Source organism: Streptomyces lacaronensis (assembly GCF_047337785.1).
Lineage (GTDB): Bacteria > Actinomycetota > Actinomycetes > Streptomycetales > Streptomycetaceae > Streptomyces > Streptomyces lycopersici.
In genome coordinates this window covers 4,326,010-4,350,539 of record NZ_JBLHDK010000003.1, presented here as the reverse complement: position 1 = coordinate 4,350,539, position 24,530 = coordinate 4,326,010, and the positions used below count along the sequence as shown (strand labels likewise).

The following is a 24,530-nucleotide window of genomic DNA, read 5'->3' as shown; positions in this document are numbered from 1 at the left end:
CCCCGCTGGTGGGGCAGTACCTGCGGTCAGGGCTCCACGTAGACCACGGCCGCGTCGTCATGGCTCTTGCCCCGGGGAAAGGCCGTACGGTCCGGATCGGCGTGCTCGGCCGCCCGCACCCGGTCGATCAGCGCCTGCGGGCCCTCCTTGCGCAGCAGCGCGAAGCACTCGGTCCAGTCGCCCTCGCCGAACCTCTCCACCCAGCGCGACGCCCCGTCGGTGAGCGCCGCCAGCGCCCGTACCTCACCGCGCGGGAGCTCCCCGGTGACCGCCTTACGGGAGACGGTGGGGTCGGCGGCGGCGGTGAAGAAGCCGCCCGCCACGTTGCGCAGCGGGGCGAGCCGTCGGCCCTCGGCCCGCAGCCGGTCGATGCGGTCGTCCAGGACCGGGATCACTCCGTCATGGGTCCGCTCGATGAGCAACACCGAGTCGGACAGCACCAGATGCTCGATTCGCTCGGTGTCCCAGCGCGCCGCGACGACGGTCGCCTGGGGCGTAAGGGGGTGAGAAAGGTCACATGTTGAACTATGGGCGGCGGCGGTCCGGGTGATCGCCTCGGAGAGGCACTGTGCCAGTGGCATATCCCGTCGCGAACCGGACAGTTCGAGCAGCGATCCGCCGAGCCGCGCGGTGAACCAGTCCACGCTGTGGACGCATCCGTCCCCTCCCTCGGGCGGGGTCACTCCGTCCAGTACCACGAGCGCACCGCCGCTCCCCGAGGCCGGGAGGGCTACTGACGCGTAGTCCTCGTTGGGATATTGCTGATCGCCGGGGGCGGTCGCGAGTTCGATGCGCATTCCCTCAGTCTGCCGGACCCCTGTCGGCCACCACGGCGGCGAGGGCCGGGCCGGGGCATTGGTCCGTACCAAATCCGTCGCCGGTCTCTCCGCTGCCTGATTGGGACGGGATTGACACTTCTGGGAAGCTGCGGGTGGGCATCTTGTCAGGGCGCCGAGGTCTTTACCAATCCGCGCAAGGTGGCGGGAAGGTATGGCCGCGAGCCAAGGTTGGTGGTCAACTACGCAATACGGTTCACTCGTTCGGGTGGCCGGGTGGGTGATGCGTACCCGCCCCAGACCCGTCCTGAAAGGGTCGGAATCCCTACCAGGGGTGGGGAAACACAATGGTTGATCCGTCGTCACCTCTTGGTCCACGTCAGCGGTCGGGCGAGAATGGATTGTGAGCACCGGTGCGGAAGAAGCGGCTTCGGGGCACCACGCGCGATGCGGTCGGCGAGCCGCGCCAGGATGAGGCGGCGCCGCGACGGCGCACCGTACGCGTCCGTCGTCGGCTCACCACGTCCGTAGCCCTCGTCTCCGTCGCCGTCCTCGGGGCCGGAACCCCCGCCGTCCTGCTCGCGCTCGACGACACCACCGACGCGCAAGCCCTCGTCGACCTCGCGGAGACCAACCGCTCCACGGTGACCCTCGCCCACGCCCTCGCCGACGAGCGCGACGCCATGACCCGCTATGTCGCCGACGGCCGCACCTCCGCCTCCGGCCACGGGGTCTCCGAGGAGATGCGCGCCCGGGTCGACCGCCGGGTCCGGGAGGTGCGCGGGGACGTCCCGGCCTCCGTCCGGCGACGCCTCGACGCCCTCCCCGAACTGCGGCAGGAGGCGCTGACCGGCAAGGGCTCGGCCATCGACGTCTTCACCGCCTACACCCGCACAGTCCAGGCGCTGAACGGGATCACCGACACCCTCGCCCGCCGGCTCCCGGCCGACGCCGAGTCCGGCGGCACCGCCGCGCTGGCCCCGCTCGGCCGCGCGGTGGAGGAGGCGTCCGCCACCCGCGGACTGCTGCTGGCCGCGCTCGACGCGGGCGGCGGCCAGCCCACGCTGGTCTCGGCCGCGCAGCGGACCAACGTCCGCGAGCAGTCGGCGCTCGACGACTTCGAGCAGCTGGCCCCGGCCGCCATGCGCGAGGCGTACCAGCGCACCGTCAGCGGCACCGAGGTCGGGTCCGCCGAGCGCTACCTCGCCCGGCTCACCGACCAGAGCCGCCTCGCCGGCAATGACTTCTTCCTCCAGAAGGACCGTGTCGAGACCGCCCTGAACGCCCGGATCGACCAGATGCGCGGCGCACAGTCCTCGCTGGCCTCCGCCGAGGCCGCCCAGCTCGCGCGGGTGCGGGACGACGAGGTCACCGACCTGGAGCTGCGCATCGGCATCGTGGGCGCGGCCCTGCTGGTCGCCCTCGGCGCCGGAGTGCACAGCGCCCGCTCGATGACCCGGCCGCTGGCCGCCCTCCGGCTCGGCGCGCGGCGGGTCGCGGCCGATCCGGCGGCCGAGGAACCGGTGGAGTTCAAGGGCCGCGACGACGAGTTCGCGGACGCCGTACGGGCCGTCAACGAACTGCACGCCAAGGCCGCGCAGACGTACGAGCGGGTCGCCGAGCTCGAGCGCGAGCGCACCCGGCTCGTCGGTGAGCGGCAGCGGCTGGCCGACGAGCGGGACGGGCTGCGCGCCGAGCGGGACGCGGTCACCACCCGGCTGGAGGGGCTGCGGGCCCGGGTCCACGGCAGCTTCGTCAGCCTCGCGCTGCGCTCACTGGGCCTGATCGAGCGCCAGCTCGCCATCATCGAGTCCCTGGAGGAGCGGGAGCAGGACCCCGACCGCCTCGAGACGCTCTTCCAGCTCGACCACCTGGCCACCGGGATGCGCCGTTACGGTGAGAACCTCCTGGTCATCGCGGGCTCCGAGCAGAAGGCCACCCACCCGGGGCCGGTGCCGCTGCTGGATGTGCTGCGCGCCTCGATCAGCGAGGTCGAGCGGTACGACCGGGTGCAGATCCAGGCGCTGCCGCCGCATGCCCAGGTCGCGGGGTTCGCCGCGGACAGCGTCAGCCACCTGATCGCCGAGCTCCTGGAGAACGCGACATCGTTTTCTCCGCCGGACGCGGCGGTCCAGGTCTCCGGCTGGCTGCTGGAGACCGGCGAGGTCATGCTCTCCGTCCAGGACGAGGGCATCGGCATGACGCCCGAGCGCTTCGTGGAGCTGAACAACCGGCTCGCGGACCCCGTGCCCGAGTACTGCCAGGGCCCCCAGCCGGAGGACCCGCTGGGCCTCGGGCTGTATGTGGTGACCCGGCTCGCCGCGCGCCACGGCATCCGCGTACAGCTGCGCGAGCAGCAGCCGGGCGGGGTGGCGGCCGTGGTCGTCCTCCCGACGAAGATCCTCCCCACCGGTCCGCCCGGCGCCGGGCTGCCGCCCGCCCCGCCGGTGGGCGTGGGCGCGACGTTCGGCGCCCCCGGACCCTCCTCCTTCCTGGGCTTCCCGGGCTCGGAGGCCGAGGCGAACTCCAACGCGCTGCCGGGGCAGGCCCGTTCGGTCGCGCGCGGTCAGGAGGGTGTGGCGGGGGCCGGTGCCGAGCCGCCGGCCGAGGCGGCCGCTCCGCCCGCTCCGCCCGCTCCGCCCGCTCCCCCCGCGGAGCCGGACCCGGCGCCCCGGGGCGCCGAGCCGGAGCCCGAGGACGAGCCCCGCCTTGAGCCCCAGCCCGTCGACGCCGCCGCCGAACCGGAGCCGAGCGCTCCCTGGGCCGTCCCCGGTGAGCAGTGGGGACGGACCGGGGACACGGGCCGCGACTACCCCATGGAGCCCACGCCGCCGCGCGGCCATCCGGCCCAGGAAAGCACCGGTGCGCTGCCCGCCCTGCCCAAGCGCGTCCCCAAGTTGGCCCAGGCCGACGGGCAGGACGGCACCGGGTCGGGCGCGGACGACAAGCCCCCGGTACCTCGGCCCGAGGAGCCGGAGATCCCGGCGGTCGAGCAGACGATGGAGCTGATGCTCCGCCGTCTGCGCGAGAGCCAAGGGGACCCCGAGGATCCCGAGGATCCCGAGGACCGCGGTGGCCGCTCGGACCGTACGGACCCCGACGGCCGAGCGGGCCGCGAAGGCCGTGAGGACCGTGAGGGCCGCGACGTATATGAGGACGCGGCGGACCGCGCGGACGCCGACGGCCGCGACGGCCACGTGGACCCCGAAGACCACGCGGACCGAGAGTGGTACATCGGCGGCCACGGCATACGCCCCGTCGGCGCGGACGCCTGGGGCCCGGCCAACGGCGGCCGGGCGCGGCCCGGCGGCCCGGCGGCGGGCGGCGGTCCGGCGTCGTACGGCGGGCCGGAAGGCAGCGTCCCGCCGTCGCCCGGCGGCAGGACGGCGGAGGGTGGTGAGCGGGCAGGCGGCGGTGAGCCGTCCGCCGATCCGTACGCCATCGGCCCCGATCAGCACGCCCGCCCGGACGACGAGGTGGCGCGCACCGACAAGGGACTTCCCAAGCGCCGACCGCGGAACGTGGCGTTCCGGGAGCCCGATCCACAGGAGCGGACCGGCTCGGTGAACGCGGAGGAACTGCGGCGCCGGCTCGGCGGCTTCCAGCGCGGTGCCCGCGAGGGACACCGCGACGCCGCCGCCGAGCTCGCCGCCCGCGGCCGGCCCGCGCGGGGGCACGGGGGACCAGCAGGGCAAACGGGGGCGCAGAACGAGGGTGGCACGGTTGAGGAGGCACGCGGGTGAATGCGCCCAGTAGTACCTACGGGTTGAGTCGCGAGGCCCGTAATCTGCACTGGTTGCTGGCGAACCTGGTCGAGGAGGTTCCGGGCGTCCGTTCGGTCGTGGTCGTCTCGACCGACGGGCTGATGCTGCTCTCCTCCGACACACGGCACCACGCCGCGGCCGCGGCGGCCGATCCGTCGGCGCAGGACGGCCCCAAGGGCTCCAGCGCGGATCTCGCGACGATCGTCTCGGGGCTCGGCAGCCTCACGCTCGGCGCGGCGAAGCTGATGGACGCCGGCGGTGTCAAGCAGACGATGGTGGCGATGGACGAGGGCAGTCTGTTCGTCATGTCGATCAGCGACGGTTCGCTGCTGGGGGTGCACGCCACCCCCGACTGCGACATGACCGTCGTCGCCTATCACATGGCGCTCTTCGTGGGCCGGGCCGGACATGTGCTCACCCCCGAGCTCCGCAATGAACTACGCAGGTCGCTGGAGCACGCACAGTGACGGCTGCCGGGTCCGGCCGACCCGCCCGTAAACCCGCTCGCGTACGTCCGTACTCACTCACCGGTGGCCGCACCCGCTCCGGCCATGTGCTGCTGGTGGAGACCTTCGTCGCGGCGCTGGAATCTCCGGACGGACGGCTCGACCCGGCCCCCAGCGGGTTGAACTCCCGGATGCTGCCGGAGATCCGGGCGATCATCGAACTGTGCGCCAGGATGCGCTCCGTCGCGGAGGTCTCCGCGATGCTCAAGATCCCACTCGGTGTGGTGCGCGTCCTGCTCAGTGACCTGGCCGACCAGGGAAAGATCCGCGTCTACGGCACCGGGCGGGGCCCCGGCCAGCCGGACCGCGCGTTGCTCGAAAGGGTGCTCAGTGGACTTCGCAGGCTCTGAGACGATCACGGCGACCCCGCCGGCGACGTCGGAGATACCCGGGGCCGGGATACCCGGGGCCGAGGAGGTGCTCCAGAGGTGGCAGACGGACCGCTCCCGCGCGCCGATCGCCACCAAGATCGTGATAGCGGGAGGCTTCGGCGTCGGCAAGACGACCTTCGTCGGCGCGGTTTCGGAGATCACCCCGCTCCAGACCGAAGCGCTGATGACGCAGGCCAGCGAGAGTGTGGACGACCTCGAGGCGACGCCCGAGAAGCTGACCACCACCGTCGCGATGGACTTCGGCCGGATCACGCTGGAGAACGATCTGGTCCTGTATCTCTTCGGCACCCCCGGCCAGCAGCGCTTCTGGTTCATGTGGGACGACCTGATGCGCGGGGCCATCGGCGCGGTGGTGATGGTCGACACCCGGCGCCTCGACGAGAGCTTCCCGGCACTGGACTACTTCGAGAGCCTCGGACTGCCGTATGTGGTGGCGGTCAACCACTTCGAGGGGACTCCGCTCTACCAGGCCGAGGACGTACGGGACGCGCTCTCCGTGGCGTCCTCCGTACCTGTGGTGATGATGGACGCACGACGCCGGATCGCGGTCGTGGACGCGTTGCTGGCGCTGGTGAGGCACGCCGTTGACGTGTCACCCGAGTGACGTAACCTCTGCTCCGCCCGTGGGATGGAACGCTCCGTTCCTCTTTTCGGCCCGAGCGTGAGGGAGAGTCGACAGCCATGCGGAAGATACTCATCGTGGGTGCCGGTCAATCCGGCCTCCAACTCGCTCTGGGCCTCCAGTCCCAGGGCTACGAGCTCACGCTGATGTCCAACCGGACGGCCGATGAGATCCGCGGCGGGCGGGTGATGTCCACCCAGTGCATGTTCCACACCGCGCTGGGGCACGAGCGCGATCTGGAGCTCAACTTCTGGGAGGAGCGGGCGCCGCGGATCGAGGGCCTCGGGGTCTCGGTCGCCGGGCCGCCGGCTCCCGGGGGCCATCCGCGGGTCATCGACTGGGTCGGCCGGCTCGACGGTTACGCCCAGTCCGTCGACCAGCGGATCAAGATGGCCGGCTGGATGGAGACGTTCGAGCAGCGCGGCGGCCAGGTGGTCATCCACGGCGCCACCGTCTCCGACCTGGACGTCCTCGTCAGGAAGTACGACCTGGTGCTGGTGGCCGCGGGCAAGGGCGAACTGGTCTCGCTCTTCGGCCGGGACGCCGCCCGCTCCCCGTACGACACCCCGCGGCGCGCCCTCGCGGTCGCCTATGTGCACGGCCTCGGCCCGCGCCCCGAGCACCCCGACGTCGACGCGGTGCGCTGCAATCTCGTCCCCGGCGTCGGCGAACTCTTCGTGATGCCCGCGCTCACCACCAGCGGCCGCGCCGACATCCTCTTCTGGGAGACGGTTCCGGGCGGTCCGGCCGACGCGTTCCAGGGCATCACCGATCCCTCGGAGCACCTGGAGCGGGTCCTGGAGCTGATGGAACACTTCACGCCCTGGGAGTACGCGCGCGCCACCAAGGTCGAGCTGACGGACGCGGGCGCCACGCTGTCCGGGCGGTACGCGCCGACCGTACGCCACCCGATCGGGCGGCTGCCGGGCGGCGGGCTGGTACTGGGCGTCGCCGATGTCGTGGTGGCCAACGACCCGATCACCGGCCAGGGCTCCAACTCCGCGGCCAAGTGCGCGGCGGCCTATCTGGAGAGCATCCTCGAGCGCGGCGACGGGCCGTTCGACGAGGAGTGGATGCGGACGACGTTCGACCGCTACTGGGAGAGCGCGCGGCACGTCACCAAGTGGACCAACGCGATGCTGGCCCCGCCGCCGGAACACATCGTGAACCTCCTCGGCGCGGGGTCCGCCTTTCCCACCGTCGCCCACCGCATCGCCAACGGCTTCGACGACCCCTCCGACTTCGAGAACTTCTTCTACGAGCCGGAGAAGACGGCCGCCTATCTGGACGAGGTCAGGGAAGCGGCCGAGGCCGCCGAGGCCGGCGATGTGGCCGCCGACGATGTGACCGGGACCGGGACCGGGACCGAGGACGAGGACGAGGTCGAGGTCGAGGTCGAGGTGGACGACCACGCCCCCGAGGCCGTCCGGTCCTTCCGCTGACACCGGCCGTCGCCGGAGCCGTCACCGCTTCTTGGCCACCGTGACCGGCCCCGGGCGCACCACGCCCTGGAGCGGATTGGATGCGAGCGGGGAGAGCTTCACCCGCTGGCCGGGGCGTGGCGCCTGGACCACCTGGCCGTTGCCCGCGTACATCGCCACATGGCTCGCCCCCTTGTAGTAAATCACCAGATCGCCGGGGCGCAGCCGGCTGAGCGGCACCCGTGGCAGCTGGCGCCACTGCTCCTGGCTGGTGCGCGGGATGGTCCGCCCGGCATACGCCCAGGCGGAGGAGGTCAGCCCCGAGCAGTCGAAGGAGTTCGGCCCCTCGGCGCCCCAGACGTACGGCTTGCCGATCTGGTTCAGGGCGTAGGCGAGCGCCCGCCGCCCGGCCTCCGCGGACGCCATCCCGGGGCGGCGGCCGGGGGACTGGTCGGGGCGGGGGCGGGGCGCGGTGACGGTGGCCACCGGGGAGGGGGTGCCCGCCGCCGGGGTGTCCTGGCGGCTTCCGGGGGCCGGGGTGGCGCCGCCCGTGCCGCCGTTCGTGGTGGCGGGCGGGCCCGCGGCGCCGTTCGAGGTGCCGTTCGCGGAGCCGAGCGCGCCGGAGGCGAGCAGTTTGCGCTGGGCCTTCGCGGTCTCCTGGCGTTCGCGCTGGGCCACCTGGGCGATCTGGCGGGTGCTGAGCGCGGCCAGCAGCTTCTCGATGGAGCGGAGCTGCTTCTTCACCTTGTCCCGCTGTTTCTTGCGCTTCGCCGCCAGGGACAGCTGTTTGTCCAGCGCGGTCCGTGCCCGGGTGGCGGTGGTGTCGGCGCGCCGCTCGCCCTTGGTCAGCCGGTGGATCAGGGCGGCCTCGCGCCCGGCCGCCCGATCCAGCTCCCGCGCCTCGTCGGCGGCGTTCTCCGGGTGCGGGGTGAGCAGGGTCAGCAGGAAACCGTAGGAGGAGAGCGCGCTGTGGCCCTGGTACTGCCGACGGGCCAGCCGTCCCGCGTCGTCGTGGCTGACGGCGAGCTCCGTACGGGCGCGGACGAGCTGGGCCGTGAGCTCCCTGGTCCTGGTGCGCTGCTTGTGCAGCTTCTCCTCGGTCGCGTTGTACGCCTCCGTCGCCTCCTCGGCCTTCCGGTACAGCGTCTTGAGCTGGGTCAGCAGCTCGGACACGGACCGGTCGGCGGGGCGGGCGGGAGCGGCCGACGCCTTGGCCGCCGGAACGGCGGGCACCAGCGCGGCGGCCGCGGTGATCGCCGCCGCGCAGACCGAGCCCACGATCCGTCCTGACACGTGATCACCTCCGGCTATGAGACGCCTCTGTTCGGCGTCCAGCTCAGCAGGGATCGTGGCATGACGTTCGTATCTTCAGGAGAATTGTGGGCGAGTCGGACGAATGCGGTCACCCGTCCGGCGGGCGATCAGCTCGGCCCGACGGTCAGTCCGGCTTGGACCACGGCCACTTCGGCCCGCCACCCGGCTTCCCCTCCGGGTCGTACTCATAGGCCCAGCCCCGGACCAGGCCCAGCCGCTTGGAGGTGGCGGCGGGAACCCTGCGGTAGACATACACCGTGGGCGGTCCGCCCGCCTCGTCCTTCACGGGCACCTCGTAGGTCTTCGGCGGCTGGCCCGTGAGGCCGACCAGCACCGGCAGCACCCGGCCGTCCAGCGGCCCGCCCACGAAGGGCGTCTCCTCGCTTCTCACGCCATGACCGTACGTCTCACGACGGCCGTTCGTCTCACCACGGCTGTACGTCCCGCCACGACCGTTCGTCTCACCACGGCTGTACGTCCCGCCACGACCGTACGTCTCACCGGCCGCGCTCGTCAGAGCAGATGCGACGCCTCGCCCAGCGAGGGCACCACGCGGCGCGCCAGCCGCCCGACCGGTCCCTCGGCGGGCTCCATCCTGACCGCGGCCCTCATCACCCGGGCCGTCTGCGGATCGGTGGCCGCGGTGGCGGTCAGCATCGCCACGAACTGGTCCACCAGCCAGTCGCGCAGCTCCGCGGGCGACGGCCGCTTCTCCTCGTCCAGCCAGATCAACGAGGCCGCCTCGACGGCCGTGATCCAGGTGCGCACCATCATCCGCAGCCGCGCACCGGGCTCCTTGACCGCCAGATGGAGCAGGATCTCCTCGGCCGCCGCCCGCCGGACCTCGTCCACGATCGCGTTCGTGCGCGAGGTCTCGGCCACGCTGCCGCTCTGCAGCAGCGCGCTGAACCCCGTGTCGTGCTCGTCCACGAAGGCCAGATAGCGGTCCAGCACCCGGCTCAGCCGGGCGCTGAGCGGGCCGCTCCTGGGCTCCTCGAAGCACCGTTCCAGCTCATCGGCGGCGCTGCGCAGCGCCGCCTCGTACAACTGCTGCTTACCGCCCGGGAAGTAGCGGTAGACCAGCGGACGGGAGGCCCCGGCGGCCGAGGCCACATCGTCCAGCGACACATCCTCGGGAGCGCGGTGGGCGAAGAGGTCGAGCGCGGCGGTGAGGAGTTCGGCGCGCCGTGCCTCGACGCTCAGCCTGCGGTAGCTGCCCCGGCGCGCGGCCGGTGGGCTCGCGGTGTCCGGTGGCCGCGCGATGGCCGATGGGCTCGCGGCGGCCGGGGGTTCCGCCGCCGGGCGCGCGGCGGCACTCGCCTCCGCCGGGGGTGTCGCCTCCGGGGGCGCCGGAGCGGTGCCGCTGCCTGTCGTCATGCCTGGCAGCGTAACCGCCCATCGTTACGAAGCGGATGCCCCCTTCGGCCCGACCCGAATGGGCCCTTGGGGCCGGCCCGAACGCGCCCTTGGGCCCGTCGGCCCAATGCCCCTTGGCCCGGCGCCCGATGCCCCGTCCCGCCACATCGATATGCTCTCCGCCGCGTGGGAAGGGACGGGGAGACGGGGAGCGGAACAGCCCGCCGCAGGCGGCCCCTAGGCCAGCAGCCCCGAGCTCTTCCACAGTCGGCGCCCAACGCCCCGCATCACCCCGACGTCATCGAGGAATTCGGTGAGCTTGCGGGCGCCGTTGCGCATCACCTCGCGCCGATGGGCGCTGGCCCGCACTTGAGCGACGGCCGCGCGCCGGTCGAGTCCCACGTCCGTGTAGACCTTGGGGTTGATGAACGCCTGCGAGAAGATCCGGGAGAACTCCCCGGAACCGATCCGGGTCAGCTCCGCCTCCCAGCGCGGCGCCCGCAGCATCTGGCGGCGCAGCTCCTCGCGCGCGTACCGCACATGGCGGGCCTCCTCGACCACATGGATCCGGGTGACCCCGCGAATCAGCGGCTGAACGCGCTCGTCGGGGAAGGTCAGCCGCTGCATCCAGTCCAGGATCTCCTCGCCGAGGAGGGTCGCCGTGAACGAACCGGGCGTGGTGGAGAACGTCTTGAAGAACCGGCCCAGGTTGTGGTGGAGCGGGGCGACCGGATACGCCGGGGTGCCGCCCTTGGTGATCAGCCGCGCGAACATCTTGGAGTGACGGCACTCGTCGGCGATCTCGGTGAGCGCGTACCGCACATGGGCGCTGGTCGCGGGCTTGTCGTAGATGTGCCGGGTGAGCAGCTGGATCAGGATGATCTCGAACCATATGCCCAGGGAGGCGAGGGCCGCCGCCTCGTGCTGGGACAGCAGCAGCCGCTGCTCCTCCGACATCCGGCGCCACATGGGGGTGTCGTAGAGCGACACCAGCTCCGGTGGCCAGAACCACTTGCCGGGCTCGAACGGCGCGTCCCAGTCCAGTTCGATGTCGGGGTCGAAGGAGTGCTTGGCGGAGGACTGGAGCAGCCGCTCCGCGACCCGTTCGCGGTCCTTGATCAGGCCGAGCGCGTCCCTGAGCGCGGGTGGTTCGGTCATGGTGGACATCGTCGAGGGCACCTCACTGATGGCTCGGTCAGACGCCGGTGGGCACGGTTGCCGGCGGATACCTCTTATGAGACTCCGCGTCAGCAAGCCCGTCAATCCCTTGAGGAGGTCTTATTGACCGCTGAGTAACGGACGTGTGAGCCTGCCGAGTACGCATCCGTTCACGGGGGAGCGAGGCGAAGGAGGCGTCGGTGGCGACGCAAGAGCTCTACGCGATGGATCCCGGAGACCCCCTCTGGCAGGTGCCCGCCGGCGGCGCCGCCCGATTCAGCTGGGAGTACGACGACCACCGGGCCCGGCTGCTCGCCCTCTACCAGAAGGGCAAGGACAAGCAGTGGGACGCGGTCAAACGGATCGACTGGGACCTGGACGTGGACCCGCACGATCCGCTGGGCACCCCCGATGAGTCGCTCGCCCTCTACGGCACCCGCCACTGGGACCGGATGACCGACCGGGACAAGGGCGAGCTGCGCCATCACGTCGCCGCCTGGCAGTTCAGTCAGTTCCTCCACGGCGAACAGGGCGCGATGGTGTGCGCGGCCCGGATCGTGGAGGCCGCGCCCGACCTCGACGCCAAGTTCTACTCCGCGACCCAGACCATGGACGAGGCCCGCCACGCCGAGCTCTACGGCCGCTTCCTGCACGACAAGCTCGGCACGGTCTACCCCATCAACACCGATCTGCGGACCCTCCTCGGCGACACCCTCCGCGACTCCCGCTGGGACATGGCCTACCTGGGCATGCAGGTGCTCATCGAGGGCCTGGCGCTCGCCGCGTTCGGCCTCATCCGCGACACCACCGACAAGCCCCTGCCCCAGCAGATCCTCGCCTATGTGATGCAGGACGAGGCCCGCCATGTGGCCTTCGGCCGGATGGCGCTGCGCGACTACTACCGGCAGCTGAGCGACGCGGAGCTGCGCGAGCGCGAGGAATTCGTCATCGAGGGCTGCTACTTGATGCGCGACCGGCTGCGCGGCGTGGAGGTCCTGGAGAACTTCGGCATCCCGAAGGCCGAGGCCGAGGAGTACTGCGAGCAGTCGCAGTTCCTGCACATGTTCCGCAAGCTGCTCTTCAGCCGGATCGTGCCGTGTGTGAAGGACATCGGGCTGTGGGGCGAGCGGCTCCAGCGGGCGTATGTCGACATGGGCGTGCTGGAGCTGGGCGACAGCAATCTCGACCTGCTGATGAACCAGGACGAGGAGCTGGCCGAGCGGCTGGACCAGCAGCGCTTCGCGGCGGAGGAGGCGGCGCGCACGGGCGAGGTCGACGAGGCGATCGCGGAGGGGGCGACGGCCGAGGCGCAGGCGTGAGTACGTACATGACGCCCCTCAACCTCTCCTCCAGACATGACGTCCCCCTCAACCTCGCCTCCACGCACCGACCTTGGTAGATTCATGATCACCGCCAGCGGATGAGGCCGAGGTCATTGGGGTGCCCTCGGTCCGGTGGCGTTCATATGCGTCCATATGCGTTCATATGAAGGAACGGCCGAAGGGTGCTCTCCACGGCGGTGGGGGGCACGCCTTTGTCCCGGCGTTCCGGAGGATGATGGTGCGGTGCGGATTCGAACGAGCACCAGTGAAGAACTCCCCGTCCTCCAGGACATAGAGCGTGCCGCCGGACTCTGCTTCCGGGACATCGGAATGGACGAAGTCGCCGATGACGAGCCCCTGAGCCTGGAAGAGCTGAGCCGCTACCAGCGGACCGGACGGGCCTGGGTCGCGGTGGACGACGCCGACCGGGCGATGGCGTACTTGATCACCGACCCCGTCGACGGAAACATCCATATCGAGCAGGTCTCGGTCCACCCCGACAGCGCCCGCCGTGGCGTGGGACGGGCCCTGATCGACCACATCGCCGAGCGCGCCGCGGGCGAGGGTGTCCCCGCGCTCACCCTGACCACCTTCGTCGACGTGGCGTGGAACGCCCCGTACTACGCCGCGCGATGCGGCTTCCGGGCCCTGACCGAGGCCGAGCTGACCCCCGGGCTCCGTGAGATCCGGCTCAGCGAGGCCGGCCATGGGCTGGACCGCTGGCCACGGGTGTGCATGCGCAGGGACGTGGGCTAGCCGATACGTGGGCTGGCCGAAGCGTGGGCTGGCCGAAGCGTGGGCTGGCCGAAGCGTGGGCTGGCCGATACGTGGGCTGGCCGATACGTGGGCAGGCTAAGGGCGTTGGCCCAGGCCGCCGCGCCGCCTACGTGCACAGCTCCTCCACCGCCTGCCCGAACGCCCGTAACCGCGCGGTCTCGTCCGCCCGGCGCCACACCAGCCCGAGCATCGAGTCCGGCACCCCCTGGACCGGTACGAAGGTGATGTCCCGGCGGCGGTGGTACTCCGCCGTCGGGGCGCACAGCAGCATCCCGCCCCGGCCCGCCGCGACCGCCGCCAGCCCCTCCTGGAGCGTGTGCACCAGCGGCCCGCGCGGGATGGGCCGCCCGCCGGGGGTGGCGGCGGGCGCCATCGCGTCGTGCCAGTAGCGCGGCGCGGGGGCGGACGGGCCGATGAGCGGGCAGTCGGCCAGCGACTCGGCGTCCACCCGGCCGCGGTCCCCGAACGGATGGCGGGCCGGGACCACCACGGTCTGCGGCTGCTTGGAGAAGACCGGGCCGAGGACCAGATCGGGCTCGGCCACCGGCAGACAGACGATCGCGGCGTCCACCTCGCCGGCCCGCACCGCCCCGAACGGATCGGCCAGCGGAATCTCCACGGTCGTCGGTTCACAGCCGGGGTGGCGCTCCCGGAAGGCCGCGATGGCCGCGGTCACTCGTTCGTCGGCGGCTCCCTGGAACCCGATCCGGAGCACGCCGTCCACCCCGCGCGCGGCTCCGCGGGCGCTCTCGAAGGCCCCGTACAGCGCCTCGTAGGCGGGCCGGAGCTCGGCCAGGAACCGCTCGCCGAGCGGGGTCAGCCGCGCCCGGCGGCTGGTGCGCTCCAGCAGCCGGGCGCCGATCCGGCGCTCGAGGTTCCGCAGCAGTTGGCTCACCCGGCTCTGCGAGACGTACAGCCGCTCCGCCGCGCGGCCGAAGTGGAGCTCCTCGCTCAGCACGAGGAAGCACTCCAGCTCGCGGATCTCCAACTCGGCCATGGCCTCCCACCGACACTGATATCGATCACCGATTGATGAGGCTCCACCGATTGATGAGCCTCGCTCATGGAAGGCTGAAAACTTCGGCGTTGTTCCGGCAGGGGCACAGCTGTTCGCTAAAGACATGTCCAGTAGCACGGAACTCAGCGCTCCGGCAGGCACATCCGGGTCACCTCCGGTGGTGCGCTCGCCGTTCAGAGCCCGGCTCGAAGCCCGGCTCGGGGCCCGGCTCGAAGCCCGGCTCGGGGCCCGGCTCGAAGCCTGGCTCGCCGTCGTCGCCGTCGCGGTCGGCACCTTCGCGGTGGTCACCACCGAGATGCTGCCGGTCGGCCTGCTCACCTCGATCGGCTCCGCGCTCCGGGTCTCGGACGGTACGGCGGGGCTGGCCATGACCGTGCCCGGTCTGGTCGCCGCGCTCGCCGCCCCGCTGCTCACCGTCACCGTCGGCCGCTACGACCGGCGGCTGGTGCTGTGCGGTCTGATGGGGCTGCTGGCCGTCGCCAATCTGCTCTCCGCGCTCGCGCCCGGCTTCGCCGTCCTGCTGATCGCCCGGGTGCTGGTCGGGGTGAGCATCGGCGGGGTGTGGTCCATCGCGGGCGGGCTCGCGGTGCGGCTGGTGCCCGAGCGCTCCGCGGGCCACGCCACCACGCTGATCTTCAGCGGTATCGCGGTGGCCTCGGTGCTCGGGGTGCCGATCGGGACACTCATCGGCGATCTGGTCCACTGGCGGGTCGCGTTCGCCGCCTTCGCCGCCCTGTCGCTGGCCGTGGCCGCCGCCATGGCCGTCACCCTGCCGCCGCTGCCCGCCACCGGCGCCATCCGGCTGCGCGAGGTGCCGGGCCTGTTCCGCAACGCCCGGCTGCGGACCGGCCTCATCACCACCCTGCTGCTGGTCACCGGCCACTTCGGCGCGTATACGTATGTCCGCCCGGTGCTCGAGGACGTCGCCGGGGCCGGGGCGGGCCCGATCAGCACCCTGCTGCTGGTGTACGGCGTGGCGGGCATCGCCGGGAACTTCCTGGCCGGCGCCACCGCCCACCGCGATCCGCGCCGCACCCTCGTGGTCATCTTCACCCTGCTGGCGGCGGCCGAGCTGCTGGTCCCGGTGGCCGGGGCCACGGCGGCGGGGGCGGCCGTACTGCTGCTGGCGTGGGGCCTGGCGTACGGCGGGGTGTCGGTGACCTGCCAGACCTGGGTGCTGCACGCGGCGCCGGACGCGCGGGAGGCGGCGTCGGCCCTGTACGTCGGGGTCTTCAACGTGGCGATATCGCTGGGCGCGCTGCTGGGCGGCCGGGCGGCGGACGGGATCGCGGTCCCCAGTGTGATGTGGTTCGGGGGCGCGCTGGTGGTCCTCGCCTTGGCGAACGTGGTGCTGTTCGGGAGACGGCGGTGAGGGGCCGCGGGGAGTGGGGAGGCCATGAGGGGCACGTAGGGCTGAGGGCCACGTAAGGCTATGAGAGCCATGTCGGGCCGTGAGGGCCACGTCGGGCCGTGAGGGGCACGTCGGGCCGTGAGGGGCACATAAGGCCTGACGGCCATGTCAGGCCATGTGTACGCGGCGATCAGGTGAGACCCTGAAACCAGGGGACTCGTCTGCGGGAGTGGGTCCGATGGCAGTGAGCATGCACGTGGTCTGGAGCAAGTGCGAGCCGGGACGCGTGATCTACGAGACGCATTCGATCGAGACCGTCACCGACGGCTCGGGCGTCCACGCGACCGTCGACAGCCATACGTACGAGATCTCCCTCCGCAGCCGGGCCCAGGCGGAGTCCATCGCGGACGAGGAGGGCTTCGAGCTGTACCGGAAGGGCGAGGCGTGGGAGAGCCTCCCCGAGGAGGAGGGGGTCTCCGAGGAGGAGGGGCTTGGCGAGGAGGGGCTTGCCGAGGAGGGCCTCGCCGAGGAGGGCCTCGCCGAGGAGGACGAATGAGTAAGGAGCAGCGCCCAGGGCGCCGCTCCTTACATGCTCCTCATTACGTCATGCTCCGTCCGGGCCCTGCCGCTGAGGGCCCGGACGCCCGGCCTCACTCCTCGCCGTCGTCGCCGTGCCCCAGCAGGAAGTCCACATCCCGCCGCTCGGTGCCCGCCGCGCCGCCGACCGTGATCTGGCGGGTCGCCGGGGCGTAGCCGCTGGCCACCACCGTGTAGTGGTCGCCGGTGAGCGCCTCGAAGCCGAAGGACCCGTCCGCACCGGTGATGACCTGGCCGACCACGTCCCCGGAGGCGTCCAGCAGCGAGACCCGCGCGTCCCCGAGCGGCAGGCCGCCCCGGTCCCGCACGGTGCCCCGGACGCGGGCCGCGGGCGGCAACTCGGCGTCCACGCGCAGCGGCTCACCGGCGGTGAGCTCCACCTGGGCGGCGTAGGGCCGGTGCCCGGCGGCGGCCACGGTCAGCGTGTACGTCCCCGGGGCCAGCTCCGGCAGCGCGAACTCGCCCTTCTCGTCGGCGGTCACCGACCCCGCGACCTCGCCCTCGGGCCCGGTGGCGGTGGCGGTCGCACCGGCCAGCGGCTCCCCGCCGACGGCCCGTACGGACCCGGTCAGCCCGCCCCCGCCGGACAGCCGCAGATCGCAGACGACCGGCAGATCCGAGACAAGCAGCGTGGCGGCCTGCGGCTGATGTCCGGCGGCCGAGCCGATGAGGACGACGCTCGCGGCGTCGGGGGCGGGCAGCCGGTACCGGCCGTCGCGGCCGGTGACCGCACGGCCGAGCTGGCGGCCGCCCGTGTCGATGAGGGTGATGGCGGCGTCGGCCAGCGGGGTGTCGCCGGGGCCGAGGACACGGCCGTGGATGACGCTGCCGGTGAGGACGGGGAGGTCGTCGACGACCTCGGCGTCCTTGTCGAGCGGCTCCGCGGCAGCGACGGCAACCGGAGCACCAGCCGAAGCGCCAACCGGAACGGAATCAACCACAGGGGCGGAATCAGCAACAGGGGCGGAATCAACCACCGGAGCCGAAGTGGCAGCGGGACCCGAGCCCGCCACCCGCCCCGCGCGCCGCCGCCCCGGCAGGCAGAGGGCGATCAGCAGACCGCCGACCGAGGCGGCGCACGCCACCAGGAACGAGATCTTGAACCCGTCCTTGCTCGGCAGCGCCACCCCACCGAAGTCGATGGTCTGGTGCGCCAGGATCACGCCCACCACCGCGCTGGAGGTGGACATGCCGATCGACCGCATGAGGGTGTTGAGCCCGTTCGCCGCACCCGTCTCAGCGGCGGGGACGGCGCTGACGATCAGGGTCGGCATCGCCGAGTACGCGATGCCGATACCGACGCCGAGCGCGGTGGAGAGCACCACGATCTGCCAGATGTGGTCGATCATGACGAGCCCCGCACCGTACGTCGCGCCGATGACGATCAGCCCGAGGACCAGCGAGACCTTCGGCCCGCTCGAGGCGTTGATCCGCGCGGACAGCGGGGAGACCAGCATCATCGCGACGCCCATGGGGGCGAAGTAGAGCCCGGCCATGACCATGGACTGGCCCAGGCCGTACCCGGTGGCCTCCGGCAGCTGCAGCAGCTGCGGAAGGATCAGCGACATCGCGTAGAACGAGAAGCCGACCATGATCGAGGTGAGGTTGGTCAGCAGCACCTGGCGCCGCGCCGTGGTCCGCAGATCGACCAGCGGCTCGGCGGTACGCAGCTCGAAGACGCCCCAGAGCAGCAGGATCACGACGGACGCGCCGAACAGCCCGAGCGTGGTGCCGCTCGTCCACCCCCAGTCACCGCCCTTGGTGATCGGCAGCAGCAGACAGACGAGACCGACCGTCAGCCCGAGCGCGCCGATGGCGTCGAAGCGGCTGGGGGTACGGACGGAGGACTCCGGGACGACGGCGAGCACGAGGGCGATGGATATCACGCCGAGCCCCGCGGCCCCGTAGAAGAGCACATGCCAGTTGGTGTGCTGCGCCACGAACGCGGCGGCGGGCAGCCCCAGCGCGCCGCCGATGCCGAGCGACGAGCTCATCAGGGCCATCGCCGAGCCGAGCTTGTGCGGCGGAAGCTCGTCCCGCATGACGCTGATGCCGAGCGGAACGGCCCCCATGGCCCCGCCCTGGATGGCCCGGCCGATCACCATCACCACCAGGTCGGAGGTGACGGCGCAGGTCAGCGAGCCGATGACCATCAGCGCCAGCGCGACCATCAGCATCCGGCGCTTGCCGAACATGTCCCCGAGCCGCCCCATGACGGGCGTGGAGACGGCACCGGCGAGCAGGGTGGCGGTGACCACCCAGGACGCGTTGGAGCTGGTGGTGTGCAGCAGCTGGGGCAACTCGGTGACCAGCGGAACGACCAGTGTCTGCATCACGGACACGGCGATGCCGCAGAACGCGAGCACCGCCACGAAGCCGCCGCCGACCTCCCGCGGGAGCGGCGTGCCGGACGGCGCGGCGCTCAGATGTTCCGCGACGCGAGGTGGGGCTGACTGGGGCATGCGAATGCCGCCTCCAAAGAAAGTTCAGGAGTATTGATGGAAGCATGAGAGATGTGCATCCTACACAGGGTGTGTATCGTGCACACTTCCATTGAGGGGCGCGGGGGAGGCGAGGAGGAATCGTGCTGGATCGTCGGCTGGAGCGACTGGAACGCGAGCTGATGCTGGTGGCCAGGTGCTCGGTCCTGACCCCCCGCGAACGAAAGGGCCAGGCGGCGGACGCCCAGGACCCCACGGCGCAGCCGAACACCGGCACAGCTCCCCCCGCCGAACCGTGCGCTCCCATCCGCCTGGACCGCTCCGGCTATCTGCTCCTCTCCCGCCTGGACGCCGAGGGTGCGATGACCATCGGCCAGCTGGCCGACGCGTTCCAGCTGGACGTCTCGACCGTCAACCGCCAGACCGGCGCCCTGCTCCGGGCCGGCCTCGTCGAACGCATCCCGGACCCGGAGGGCGGCCTGGCCCGCAAGCTCCGCGTCACCCCGCAGGGAGCCGACCGCATGACGGCGGAACGGACGTGCAGACGGAAGGACCTGTCCCGGCTACTGGAGTCGTGGCCTCCCGAGGAGGTGGCCCGCTTCGAGGACGTCCTGACCCGCTTCAACCGCGAGGTGGAACGCCAGGACGGCCGCGCCTGGCCACGGGAGACGGACGAGGCGGCCCGCACCGCGGAATGAGGGCGCCGCGAAGAGTGTTGTGAGGGGCAAAGGCATGACGCCCGTCACACCCACCGAGGAGGCCAGGAAGACATGTCCACCCCCGCTTCCCACCCCAAGACCACCGGCACCAGCGGCGGACACCGCGTGGACGTGGAGCGCGGCGCGCAGCACGTCACGGTCACGATCGACGGCCGCGTAGTCGCCGAGTCGACCCGCCCCCTGCTGGTCCACGAGACCGGTCTCCCGGTCCGCTACTACCTCCCCCCGGAGGACGTGGACCTGACCCTCTTCGAGCCGACCGACACCCACACCGTCTGCCCCTTCAAGGGCGAGGCCGCGTACTGGACCTACCGCGGCGCGGCAGGCGAGGGCGCGGAGCCGCGGCCGGACGTGGTGTGGGCGTACCCGCAGCCGATCGAGAAGGTGTCGGAGATCAAGGACCATCTGTCGTTCTACGACGAGGTGGCAAAGATCGACGTCACAAACTAAGAGAACGAACACCAACAGACCGGCAGGGTGCCCCACCCTGACATCACCCAGTCAGGGGCCTTCCGAAAGACCCCCAGGGGGAACTCCTGACGCGTGCACATCCACGCGTACTCGTGGCTGGGCGAGAAGGAGCTGTTCGACCGGGAGGCCCTCCGCCGCCCGCCCGACCGCCCCCACCCGCCCGTCACGACGGAGGACGAGGAGCACTACCGCACGCTCCTGGAAACGTTCCGCCACTCGGAGCTCCCCCCACTGGAGACATCCCTCTGGCTCCTGAAATCCCCCACCCTCATCCGCGCCACCTTCGAAGAACCGAAGGACGCGGCAGCCTGGCTGGGCCGCGAACTGACCGAACACGCCCCCGGCTTCCTCTCCCACCAGGAAGCCGACACCGCCCGCCTGTCCCGCCTGGTCACCACGGCCACCGACCGCCTCACCCACGGCACGGACGTCTCCTTCGGCTTCTACCTGGGCCGCACGTCGTTCCTCTCCCTGGCCCTGGTGACGTGCACCCCCAACCACTGGACCCGGGACCTCCGGTGCCCCCTCATCTGACCGGCATGGCTTTTACCCGCCGCCGTTTAACGGCGTTGCCGATGACCGCCGCGTCACCTGTGCGGCAACAAGAGCCCGTGTCCCCGACGTTCCGTGGCTGGGCCGCTCACCTCCGCTACCTATCTCGTGACGTGACATCAGGGATGCTACGGAAGGGCGAAGATGTGAAAATCTGATCAATATGAGGAGTGATGAACGGGGTCGCCCGGCGCCCGGCTCGGCGCGATCAGACAACGCGGAGAGCGGCAGGCAAGGCGAGGCAGCGGAAGGCCGTCCGATCCAGTGGGTGCTGCAGCCTCGCGGTGGCGCCAGGCAGCACGGGGCGCAGCACTTTCAGCGCTCGGTGCGGGAGGGTATCCGGCTCTCTGACCACGCAAAGCACCTGGGATGGACGGCGACGAGCTGTGAGTCAGGGCAGGGCAGACGCTGACTCAGCCCCTACTCGGCGTCGTGAACCTGACCGGTTCGCGGAGCGCCGCGGACGCTCCGTCGAGATCGGCCAGGCGGGCGGCCAGCGTCGCCTCGGCGAGGCGCGGTGGAAGTGCCGCGCTGAACTTCAAGCCGATCAGGGCACGCGGATCCACTGCGGGTAGGCACAGGTGCTCGGCGCCCTCCGCAGCGGCTTCCTTCCATTCCTGTGGGGTGATGTCCTCGCGCAGCCGGACATACGCGTCCGTGGGTCGCTGGAGGGGGTCGGCGACAGAGGTGAGCGTGGCGGCGAGGGTGGCATTGGCGCGGTATCCCGCCCATGTCCACCAGCGGACGTTCGTGTCCCGTCCGCTCCGCATGATCACTGTGCCACCGGGATGCACCAGGTCGGTGCTCGCTTCGCGAGCCTGGGCGAGTGCCCCCTCGGCGCGCCGGGTGAGTCTGACCGGAGGCGTCGTACCGAGCAGCACTTCCCGCGCCGCCCGCATCAGCTCGTACGAGGCGGCGCGGGCAAATCCGACGCCGCCCCAGCGAGCCCTTCCGCCCCCGTCCACCGGCTCGACGAAACAGCGCCGCCGCGACCAGTCGATATAGGTAACCTGCCAACTGCGCCCGGCGAGCAGCAGTCGCCGCGGCCCCACGATCTCGTCGGTGAGCAGCGCGGGGTCAGTCGTACCGATCACGGTACGGCCGGACAGCACGGTGAACTCAGGTGCGGCGGTGAACACCGCCGTGAGGTCCATGAAGTGCCGGAAGCCGAAGCGCTGTTCCGCCTCGGGACCGATGAACATCAGCCCGCCGTCCAGATTCAGATAGCCCTCGTTGAGCAGATGACGCACGATGGGCTCCGCCGACGCCCCGAACGGGCTGAGCCCGCCCCACCAGTCCCGCCACAACCGGTCGCCGACACGGTGTTCCTGAAGGCACAGGGCGAGGATCTGCTGGGCGGTGAGATGCCGGGGTTCCGGCGGAGCGACGACCGGTTCCACCCAGCCGCGGGACCAGAGCAGGAGAAGGGCGGCCGCTGACAGCAGCCCGGATTCGTCCACCGCCAGGAAGAGGCAGTTGCGCTTCGACCCGGGCCGGCGGCCGGTGCGGCCGAGCCGCTGAAGAAAGGAGGCAACCGTTGCTGGCGAGTCGATCTGGATGACCCGGTCCAGGTCACCGACATCGATACCGAGTTCCAGTGTGCTTGTGGAGACGATCACACAGTCACGGGCTTCGGCGAAGGCTTCCTCCGCCCGGCGCCGCTCGTCCGCGGACAGTGAGGCGTGGGAGAGGAAGGTGGTCACTCCTTTCGCCCGCAGTGCTTCGCCGAGCTTCTCCACGTCCCGGCGCGCCTCGCAGAACACCAGACGCTTCTCACCCCGGTGCAGTGCCGCGATCACCGTCGCGGCGTTGGCCAGCGAACCCACATAGTCGAGTTCGACGTCTCCGGGCGGGGGGAGCGCCGGAGCTTTCTCCCGCAGGTGAGGAGCGACGACCCGCGCCGTGCGCTTCCCGGCTCCGGACCCCTGTAGCCAGGTCAGCAGCTCCTCGGGGTTGCCCACCGTCGCGGAGAGCCCGACACGCTGGACCGGCCGGCCGGCCACCCGCTCCAGCCGTTCCAGTACGGCCAGCAGATGCCAGCCGCGGTCGTCCCCCGCGAAGGCGTGCACCTCGTCGACGACGATCGTGCGCAGCCCCGAGAAGAAGGCTCGGTGGTCGACGTTCGCGCTGACCAGCATCGCCTCCAATGACTCCGGCGTGGTCAGCAGCACATCCGGCCGGTCGCGCAAGATGCGCTTGCGACGGGTCTGGGGAACGTCACCGTGCCAGAGGGCGGCGGTGCGGCCCAGCCAGGAGGCGTACGTCTCCAGCCGGGGCAGCAAGTTGTTCAGCAGCGCCTTGAGAGGACAGACGTAGAGCACCGAGGTGCCGGTCCAACCTTCCTCCGCCATCCGCGACAGCACGGGGAAGCATGCCGCCTCGGTTTTCCCTCCGGCGGTGGGCGCCAGCAGCACCGCGTCCGCCCCGGCCATCAGCGGCGCGATCGCCTCCTCCTGGAGCGGTCGCAGGCCCAGCCAGCCCAGGGTATTCACGATGTGGTGGACCAGACCTCGGTGCAGTCGGTCCAGTGGGTCGGGGCCAGCGGGAACTTCCGTCACGGAAGGTCCAGCGCGATGTCACCGGCGCTCGTGGCGGCCGCGGCGTTGGCCTCGATCTCGCTCAGCTCCGACGTATTCACGGTGAGGGCGTAATGCTCGCGTGGGTCGAACTCCTCGAACTGGTCTATACGGTCGAGGACATCGCCCACGAGCTTCTTCAGGAACAGCCGGGGCGCCACACCCACCTTGCCGCCCAGCGCTCCGCCCACGGCCTTGGCGAGATCGGCGATGTAGGTCTCGTCCGCGAGGGCCTTGATGCGGTCAGGGTTCGATGAACCATTCGCGTACAGGTCGCGGATCGTCAGTCCCAGACCGATGAGCGATTCGAGTGTGAAACCGGACAGCCGGAGCTGCACTGCTCGGGGGTTGTCGAAGCGGGCATCGGTGCTGAAGTCGGTGGCCAGCCGCTGGGCCAGGGGGGCCAGCCGCTGGACACCCTGCTGCCCGTCGTAGAAGGCCGGTGTTCCGGTGATCATCAGATACAGCCCCGGGAAGCGCCCGGAGTGCACCTCGTCGATGAGCTGGCGCAGTGCGTTCAACGCCTTGTCGCGCGCGTCGGAGCGGACCCGCTGGAGCGTTTCCACCTCGTCCAGGACGACGAAGAGCCCTGCATGTCCGGAGTCGCGCAGCACGGTCAACAGCCCCTGCAGGAAGCCGAGGGCGCCGAAGTGGTCCAGATCGCCGCGCACACCGGCCGCCTTGCGGGCCGCGGCGGCCACATGAGGCTGACCGCCCAGCCAGGCCATGACCGCTGACGCGGTGGCCTCGTCGCCGACCGCGAGCGCGTTCCGGTATCCGCGAAGCGCGATGGCGAACGACGGAGCGTGCCGGGAGACCTCGACGAGCCGGGCCGTCATCAGCCGTTCGACCTCGTCGGGCAGCTCCTCCTCCGAGGCTCCGTCGGCGAGAGCGTCTTCTTCCAGGGCGTAGGACCACGCGTCCACCACGGGCCGCAGGGCGCTCGGGGGAAATCCGGGTGTGGTCAGCCGCTCGGTGAGGCGGCGGTAGACGGTCTCCAGCTTGTGCAGCGGTGTTTCGTTCTCGGAGACTTGAATCTCGGCGACGGCGAACTTACGGCGCTTGGCACGCTCGCCGAGCCACCGCGTGAAGAACGTCTTGCCGGATCCGTACTCGCCTCGGACGGCCTTGAAGACGGAAGCGCCCGACGCGGCAGCGTCGAGTTCCGAGTCGAGCGCGCTCTCGAACCGTTCCAGACCTGTCGCGAGGAGATCGAGCCCGCTTTCGGGAACGGCACCACGCCGAAGCGCGTCGATGACGTCACGGCGCCGGGCCGCGCTGACGGGTCCGGATCGGCCGAGGCTGTCGGTACTCACCCCATCAGTCTCGCACTGCGAGAGGCGAACCTGAGGGGTCAACCATTGCACTTGACGCACGGTTGGTCACTTGGTGCAATC

The 24,530-nt window shown here is 71.3% G+C and carries 21 protein-coding genes; 12 read left to right on the top strand and 9 right to left on the bottom strand.

The window, feature by feature from the left end:
* Positions 1-26 precede the first annotated feature (26 nt).
* On the bottom strand, positions 27-797 hold the full coding sequence (locus ACMTAK_RS18250; RefSeq protein ID WP_413807208.1) for a hypothetical protein: 771 nt from the start codon (positions 795-797) through the stop codon (positions 27-29).
* A gap of 392 nt (positions 798-1,189) precedes the next feature.
* Here ACMTAK_RS18250 and ACMTAK_RS18245 point away from each other — a divergent pair, with 392 nt between their 5' ends.
* The 5 genes from ACMTAK_RS18245 (at position 1,190) to ACMTAK_RS18225 (ending at position 7,502) form a co-directional block, all read left to right on the top strand.
* Positions 1,190-4,519, top strand: a complete 3,330-nt coding sequence (locus tag ACMTAK_RS18245) for a sensor histidine kinase (RefSeq protein WP_413807207.1) — start codon at positions 1,190-1,192, stop codon at positions 4,517-4,519.
* Positions 4,516-5,007: a roadblock/LC7 domain-containing protein gene (locus ACMTAK_RS18240; RefSeq protein WP_256652484.1), complete on the top strand. Its 492-nt coding sequence runs from the start codon at positions 4,516-4,518 to the stop codon at positions 5,005-5,007. The genes ACMTAK_RS18245 and ACMTAK_RS18240 overlap by 4 nt, the downstream gene beginning before the upstream one ends.
* Positions 5,004-5,396, top strand: coding sequence for a DUF742 domain-containing protein (locus tag ACMTAK_RS18235; protein ID WP_413807206.1), 393 nt, complete (start codon positions 5,004-5,006; stop codon positions 5,394-5,396). Before ACMTAK_RS18240 ends, ACMTAK_RS18235 begins: the two co-directional genes overlap by 4 nt.
* 34 nt (positions 5,397-5,430) lie before the next feature.
* Positions 5,431-6,042, top strand: a complete 612-nt coding sequence (locus ACMTAK_RS18230; RefSeq protein ID WP_106969044.1) for a GTP-binding protein — start codon at positions 5,431-5,433, stop codon at positions 6,040-6,042.
* Positions 6,043-6,119: 77 nt separating this feature from the next.
* Positions 6,120-7,502: a styrene monooxygenase/indole monooxygenase family protein gene (locus tag ACMTAK_RS18225; RefSeq protein ID WP_413807205.1), complete on the top strand. Its 1,383-nt coding sequence runs from the start codon at positions 6,120-6,122 to the stop codon at positions 7,500-7,502.
* A gap of 21 nt (positions 7,503-7,523) precedes the next feature.
* Here ACMTAK_RS18225 and ACMTAK_RS18220 read toward each other — a convergent pair whose 3' ends face one another.
* From ACMTAK_RS18220 to ACMTAK_RS18205, 4 genes are all read right to left on the bottom strand, one after another.
* Positions 7,524-8,774, bottom strand: coding sequence for a C40 family peptidase (locus ACMTAK_RS18220; protein ID WP_413807204.1), 1,251 nt, complete (start codon positions 8,772-8,774; stop codon positions 7,524-7,526).
* Between the two features lie 145 nt (positions 8,775-8,919).
* The gene (locus ACMTAK_RS18215) at positions 8,920-9,186 is read right to left on the bottom strand and encodes a hypothetical protein (RefSeq protein ID WP_413807203.1); all 267 of its coding nucleotides are present in this window, start codon (positions 9,184-9,186) and stop codon (positions 8,920-8,922) included.
* A 122-nt stretch (positions 9,187-9,308) separates the two neighbouring features.
* Positions 9,309-10,172 carry a TetR/AcrR family transcriptional regulator gene (locus tag ACMTAK_RS18210; RefSeq protein WP_413807202.1) on the bottom strand — a complete coding sequence of 288 codons (864 nt, stop codon included), beginning with the start codon at positions 10,170-10,172 and terminating at the stop codon, positions 9,309-9,311.
* A gap of 216 nt (positions 10,173-10,388) precedes the next feature.
* Positions 10,389-11,318, bottom strand: coding sequence for an AurF N-oxygenase family protein (locus ACMTAK_RS18205; RefSeq protein WP_413807201.1), 930 nt, complete (start codon positions 11,316-11,318; stop codon positions 10,389-10,391).
* 215 nt (positions 11,319-11,533) lie between these two features.
* Here ACMTAK_RS18205 and ACMTAK_RS18200 point away from each other — a divergent pair, with 215 nt between their 5' ends.
* Together ACMTAK_RS18200 and ACMTAK_RS18195 are read left to right on the top strand one after the other, a co-directional pair.
* Positions 11,534-12,628: a ferritin-like domain-containing protein gene (locus ACMTAK_RS18200; protein WP_413812926.1), complete on the top strand. Its 1,095-nt coding sequence runs from the start codon at positions 11,534-11,536 to the stop codon at positions 12,626-12,628.
* A gap of 246 nt (positions 12,629-12,874) precedes the next feature.
* Positions 12,875-13,387: a GNAT family N-acetyltransferase gene (locus ACMTAK_RS18195; protein ID WP_413807200.1), complete on the top strand. Its 513-nt coding sequence runs from the start codon at positions 12,875-12,877 to the stop codon at positions 13,385-13,387.
* A 127-nt stretch (positions 13,388-13,514) separates the two neighbouring features.
* On the opposite strand, the gene ACMTAK_RS18190 is transcribed toward ACMTAK_RS18195, so the two are convergent.
* Positions 13,515-14,405: a LysR family transcriptional regulator gene (locus ACMTAK_RS18190; RefSeq protein ID WP_413807199.1), complete on the bottom strand. Its 891-nt coding sequence runs from the start codon at positions 14,403-14,405 to the stop codon at positions 13,515-13,517.
* 124 nt (positions 14,406-14,529) lie between these two features.
* On the opposite strand from ACMTAK_RS18190, the gene ACMTAK_RS18185 reads away from it, so the two are divergent.
* Positions 14,530-15,798, top strand: a complete 1,269-nt coding sequence (locus ACMTAK_RS18185) for an MFS transporter (RefSeq protein WP_413807198.1) — start codon at positions 14,530-14,532, stop codon at positions 15,796-15,798.
* Between the two features lie 217 nt (positions 15,799-16,015).
* Positions 16,016-16,333 (top strand): hypothetical protein, encoded by a 318-nt coding sequence (locus ACMTAK_RS18180; protein WP_413807197.1) that lies wholly within the window; start codon positions 16,016-16,018, stop codon positions 16,331-16,333.
* A 94-nt stretch (positions 16,334-16,427) separates the two neighbouring features.
* Here the strand turns inward: ACMTAK_RS18180 and ACMTAK_RS18175 are convergent, their stop codons facing one another.
* Positions 16,428-18,836: an MFS transporter gene (locus tag ACMTAK_RS18175; protein WP_413807196.1), complete on the bottom strand. Its 2,409-nt coding sequence runs from the start codon at positions 18,834-18,836 to the stop codon at positions 16,428-16,430.
* A 122-nt stretch (positions 18,837-18,958) separates the two neighbouring features.
* Between ACMTAK_RS18175 and ACMTAK_RS18170 the strand changes: the two genes are divergently transcribed.
* The 3 genes from ACMTAK_RS18170 to ACMTAK_RS18160 all read left to right on the top strand — a co-directional run bounded on the left by ACMTAK_RS18170 (position 18,959) and on the right by ACMTAK_RS18160 (position 20,539).
* Positions 18,959-19,513: a MarR family winged helix-turn-helix transcriptional regulator gene (locus ACMTAK_RS18170; protein ID WP_413807195.1), complete on the top strand. Its 555-nt coding sequence runs from the start codon at positions 18,959-18,961 to the stop codon at positions 19,511-19,513.
* A gap of 72 nt (positions 19,514-19,585) precedes the next feature.
* On the top strand, positions 19,586-19,984 hold the full coding sequence (locus ACMTAK_RS18165) for a DUF427 domain-containing protein (protein ID WP_413807194.1): 399 nt from the start codon (positions 19,586-19,588) through the stop codon (positions 19,982-19,984).
* Between the two features lie 93 nt (positions 19,985-20,077).
* Positions 20,078-20,539 carry a hypothetical protein gene (locus ACMTAK_RS18160; protein ID WP_413807193.1) on the top strand — a complete coding sequence of 154 codons (462 nt, stop codon included), beginning with the start codon at positions 20,078-20,080 and terminating at the stop codon, positions 20,537-20,539.
* A gap of 431 nt (positions 20,540-20,970) precedes the next feature.
* On the opposite strand, the gene ACMTAK_RS18155 is transcribed toward ACMTAK_RS18160, so the two are convergent.
* Both ACMTAK_RS18155 and brxD read right to left on the bottom strand, forming a co-directional pair.
* On the bottom strand, positions 20,971-23,115 hold the full coding sequence (locus ACMTAK_RS18155; protein WP_413807192.1) for a DEAD/DEAH box helicase: 2,145 nt from the start codon (positions 23,113-23,115) through the stop codon (positions 20,971-20,973).
* Positions 23,112-24,449 carry a BREX system ATP-binding protein BrxD gene (brxD, locus tag ACMTAK_RS18150; protein ID WP_413807191.1) on the bottom strand — a complete coding sequence of 446 codons (1,338 nt, stop codon included), beginning with the start codon at positions 24,447-24,449 and terminating at the stop codon, positions 23,112-23,114. Before brxD ends, ACMTAK_RS18155 begins: the two co-directional genes overlap by 4 nt.
* Between the last annotated feature and the right edge of the window lie 81 nt (positions 24,450-24,530).

What these genes read in the sequence shown, in the direction of transcription:
- ACMTAK_RS18250 (WP_413807208.1), bottom strand. Translation starts at nt 797, where the DNA reads ATGCGCATCGAACTCGCGACCGCCCCCGGCGATCAGCAATATCCCAAC.
- ACMTAK_RS18225 (WP_413807205.1), top strand. Translation starts at nt 6,120, where the DNA reads ATGCGGAAGATACTCATCGTGGGTGCCGGTCAATCCGGCCTCCAACTC.
- ACMTAK_RS18210 (WP_413807202.1), bottom strand. Translation starts at nt 10,172, where the DNA reads ATGACGACAGGCAGCGGCACCGCTCCGGCGCCCCCGGAGGCGACACCC.
- ACMTAK_RS18205 (WP_413807201.1), bottom strand. Translation starts at nt 11,318, where the DNA reads ATGTCCACCATGACCGAACCACCCGCGCTCAGGGACGCGCTCGGCCTG.
- ACMTAK_RS18200 (WP_413812926.1), top strand. Translation starts at nt 11,534, where the DNA reads ATGGATCCCGGAGACCCCCTCTGGCAGGTGCCCGCCGGCGGCGCCGCC.
- ACMTAK_RS18190 (WP_413807199.1), bottom strand. Translation starts at nt 14,405, where the DNA reads ATGGCCGAGTTGGAGATCCGCGAGCTGGAGTGCTTCCTCGTGCTGAGC.
- ACMTAK_RS18185 (WP_413807198.1), top strand. Translation starts at nt 14,530, where the DNA reads ATGTCCAGTAGCACGGAACTCAGCGCTCCGGCAGGCACATCCGGGTCA.
- ACMTAK_RS18180 (WP_413807197.1), top strand. Translation starts at nt 16,016, where the DNA reads ATGGCAGTGAGCATGCACGTGGTCTGGAGCAAGTGCGAGCCGGGACGC.
- ACMTAK_RS18175 (WP_413807196.1), bottom strand. Translation starts at nt 18,836, where the DNA reads ATGCCCCAGTCAGCCCCACCTCGCGTCGCGGAACATCTGAGCGCCGCG.
- ACMTAK_RS18165 (WP_413807194.1), top strand. Translation starts at nt 19,586, where the DNA reads ATGTCCACCCCCGCTTCCCACCCCAAGACCACCGGCACCAGCGGCGGA.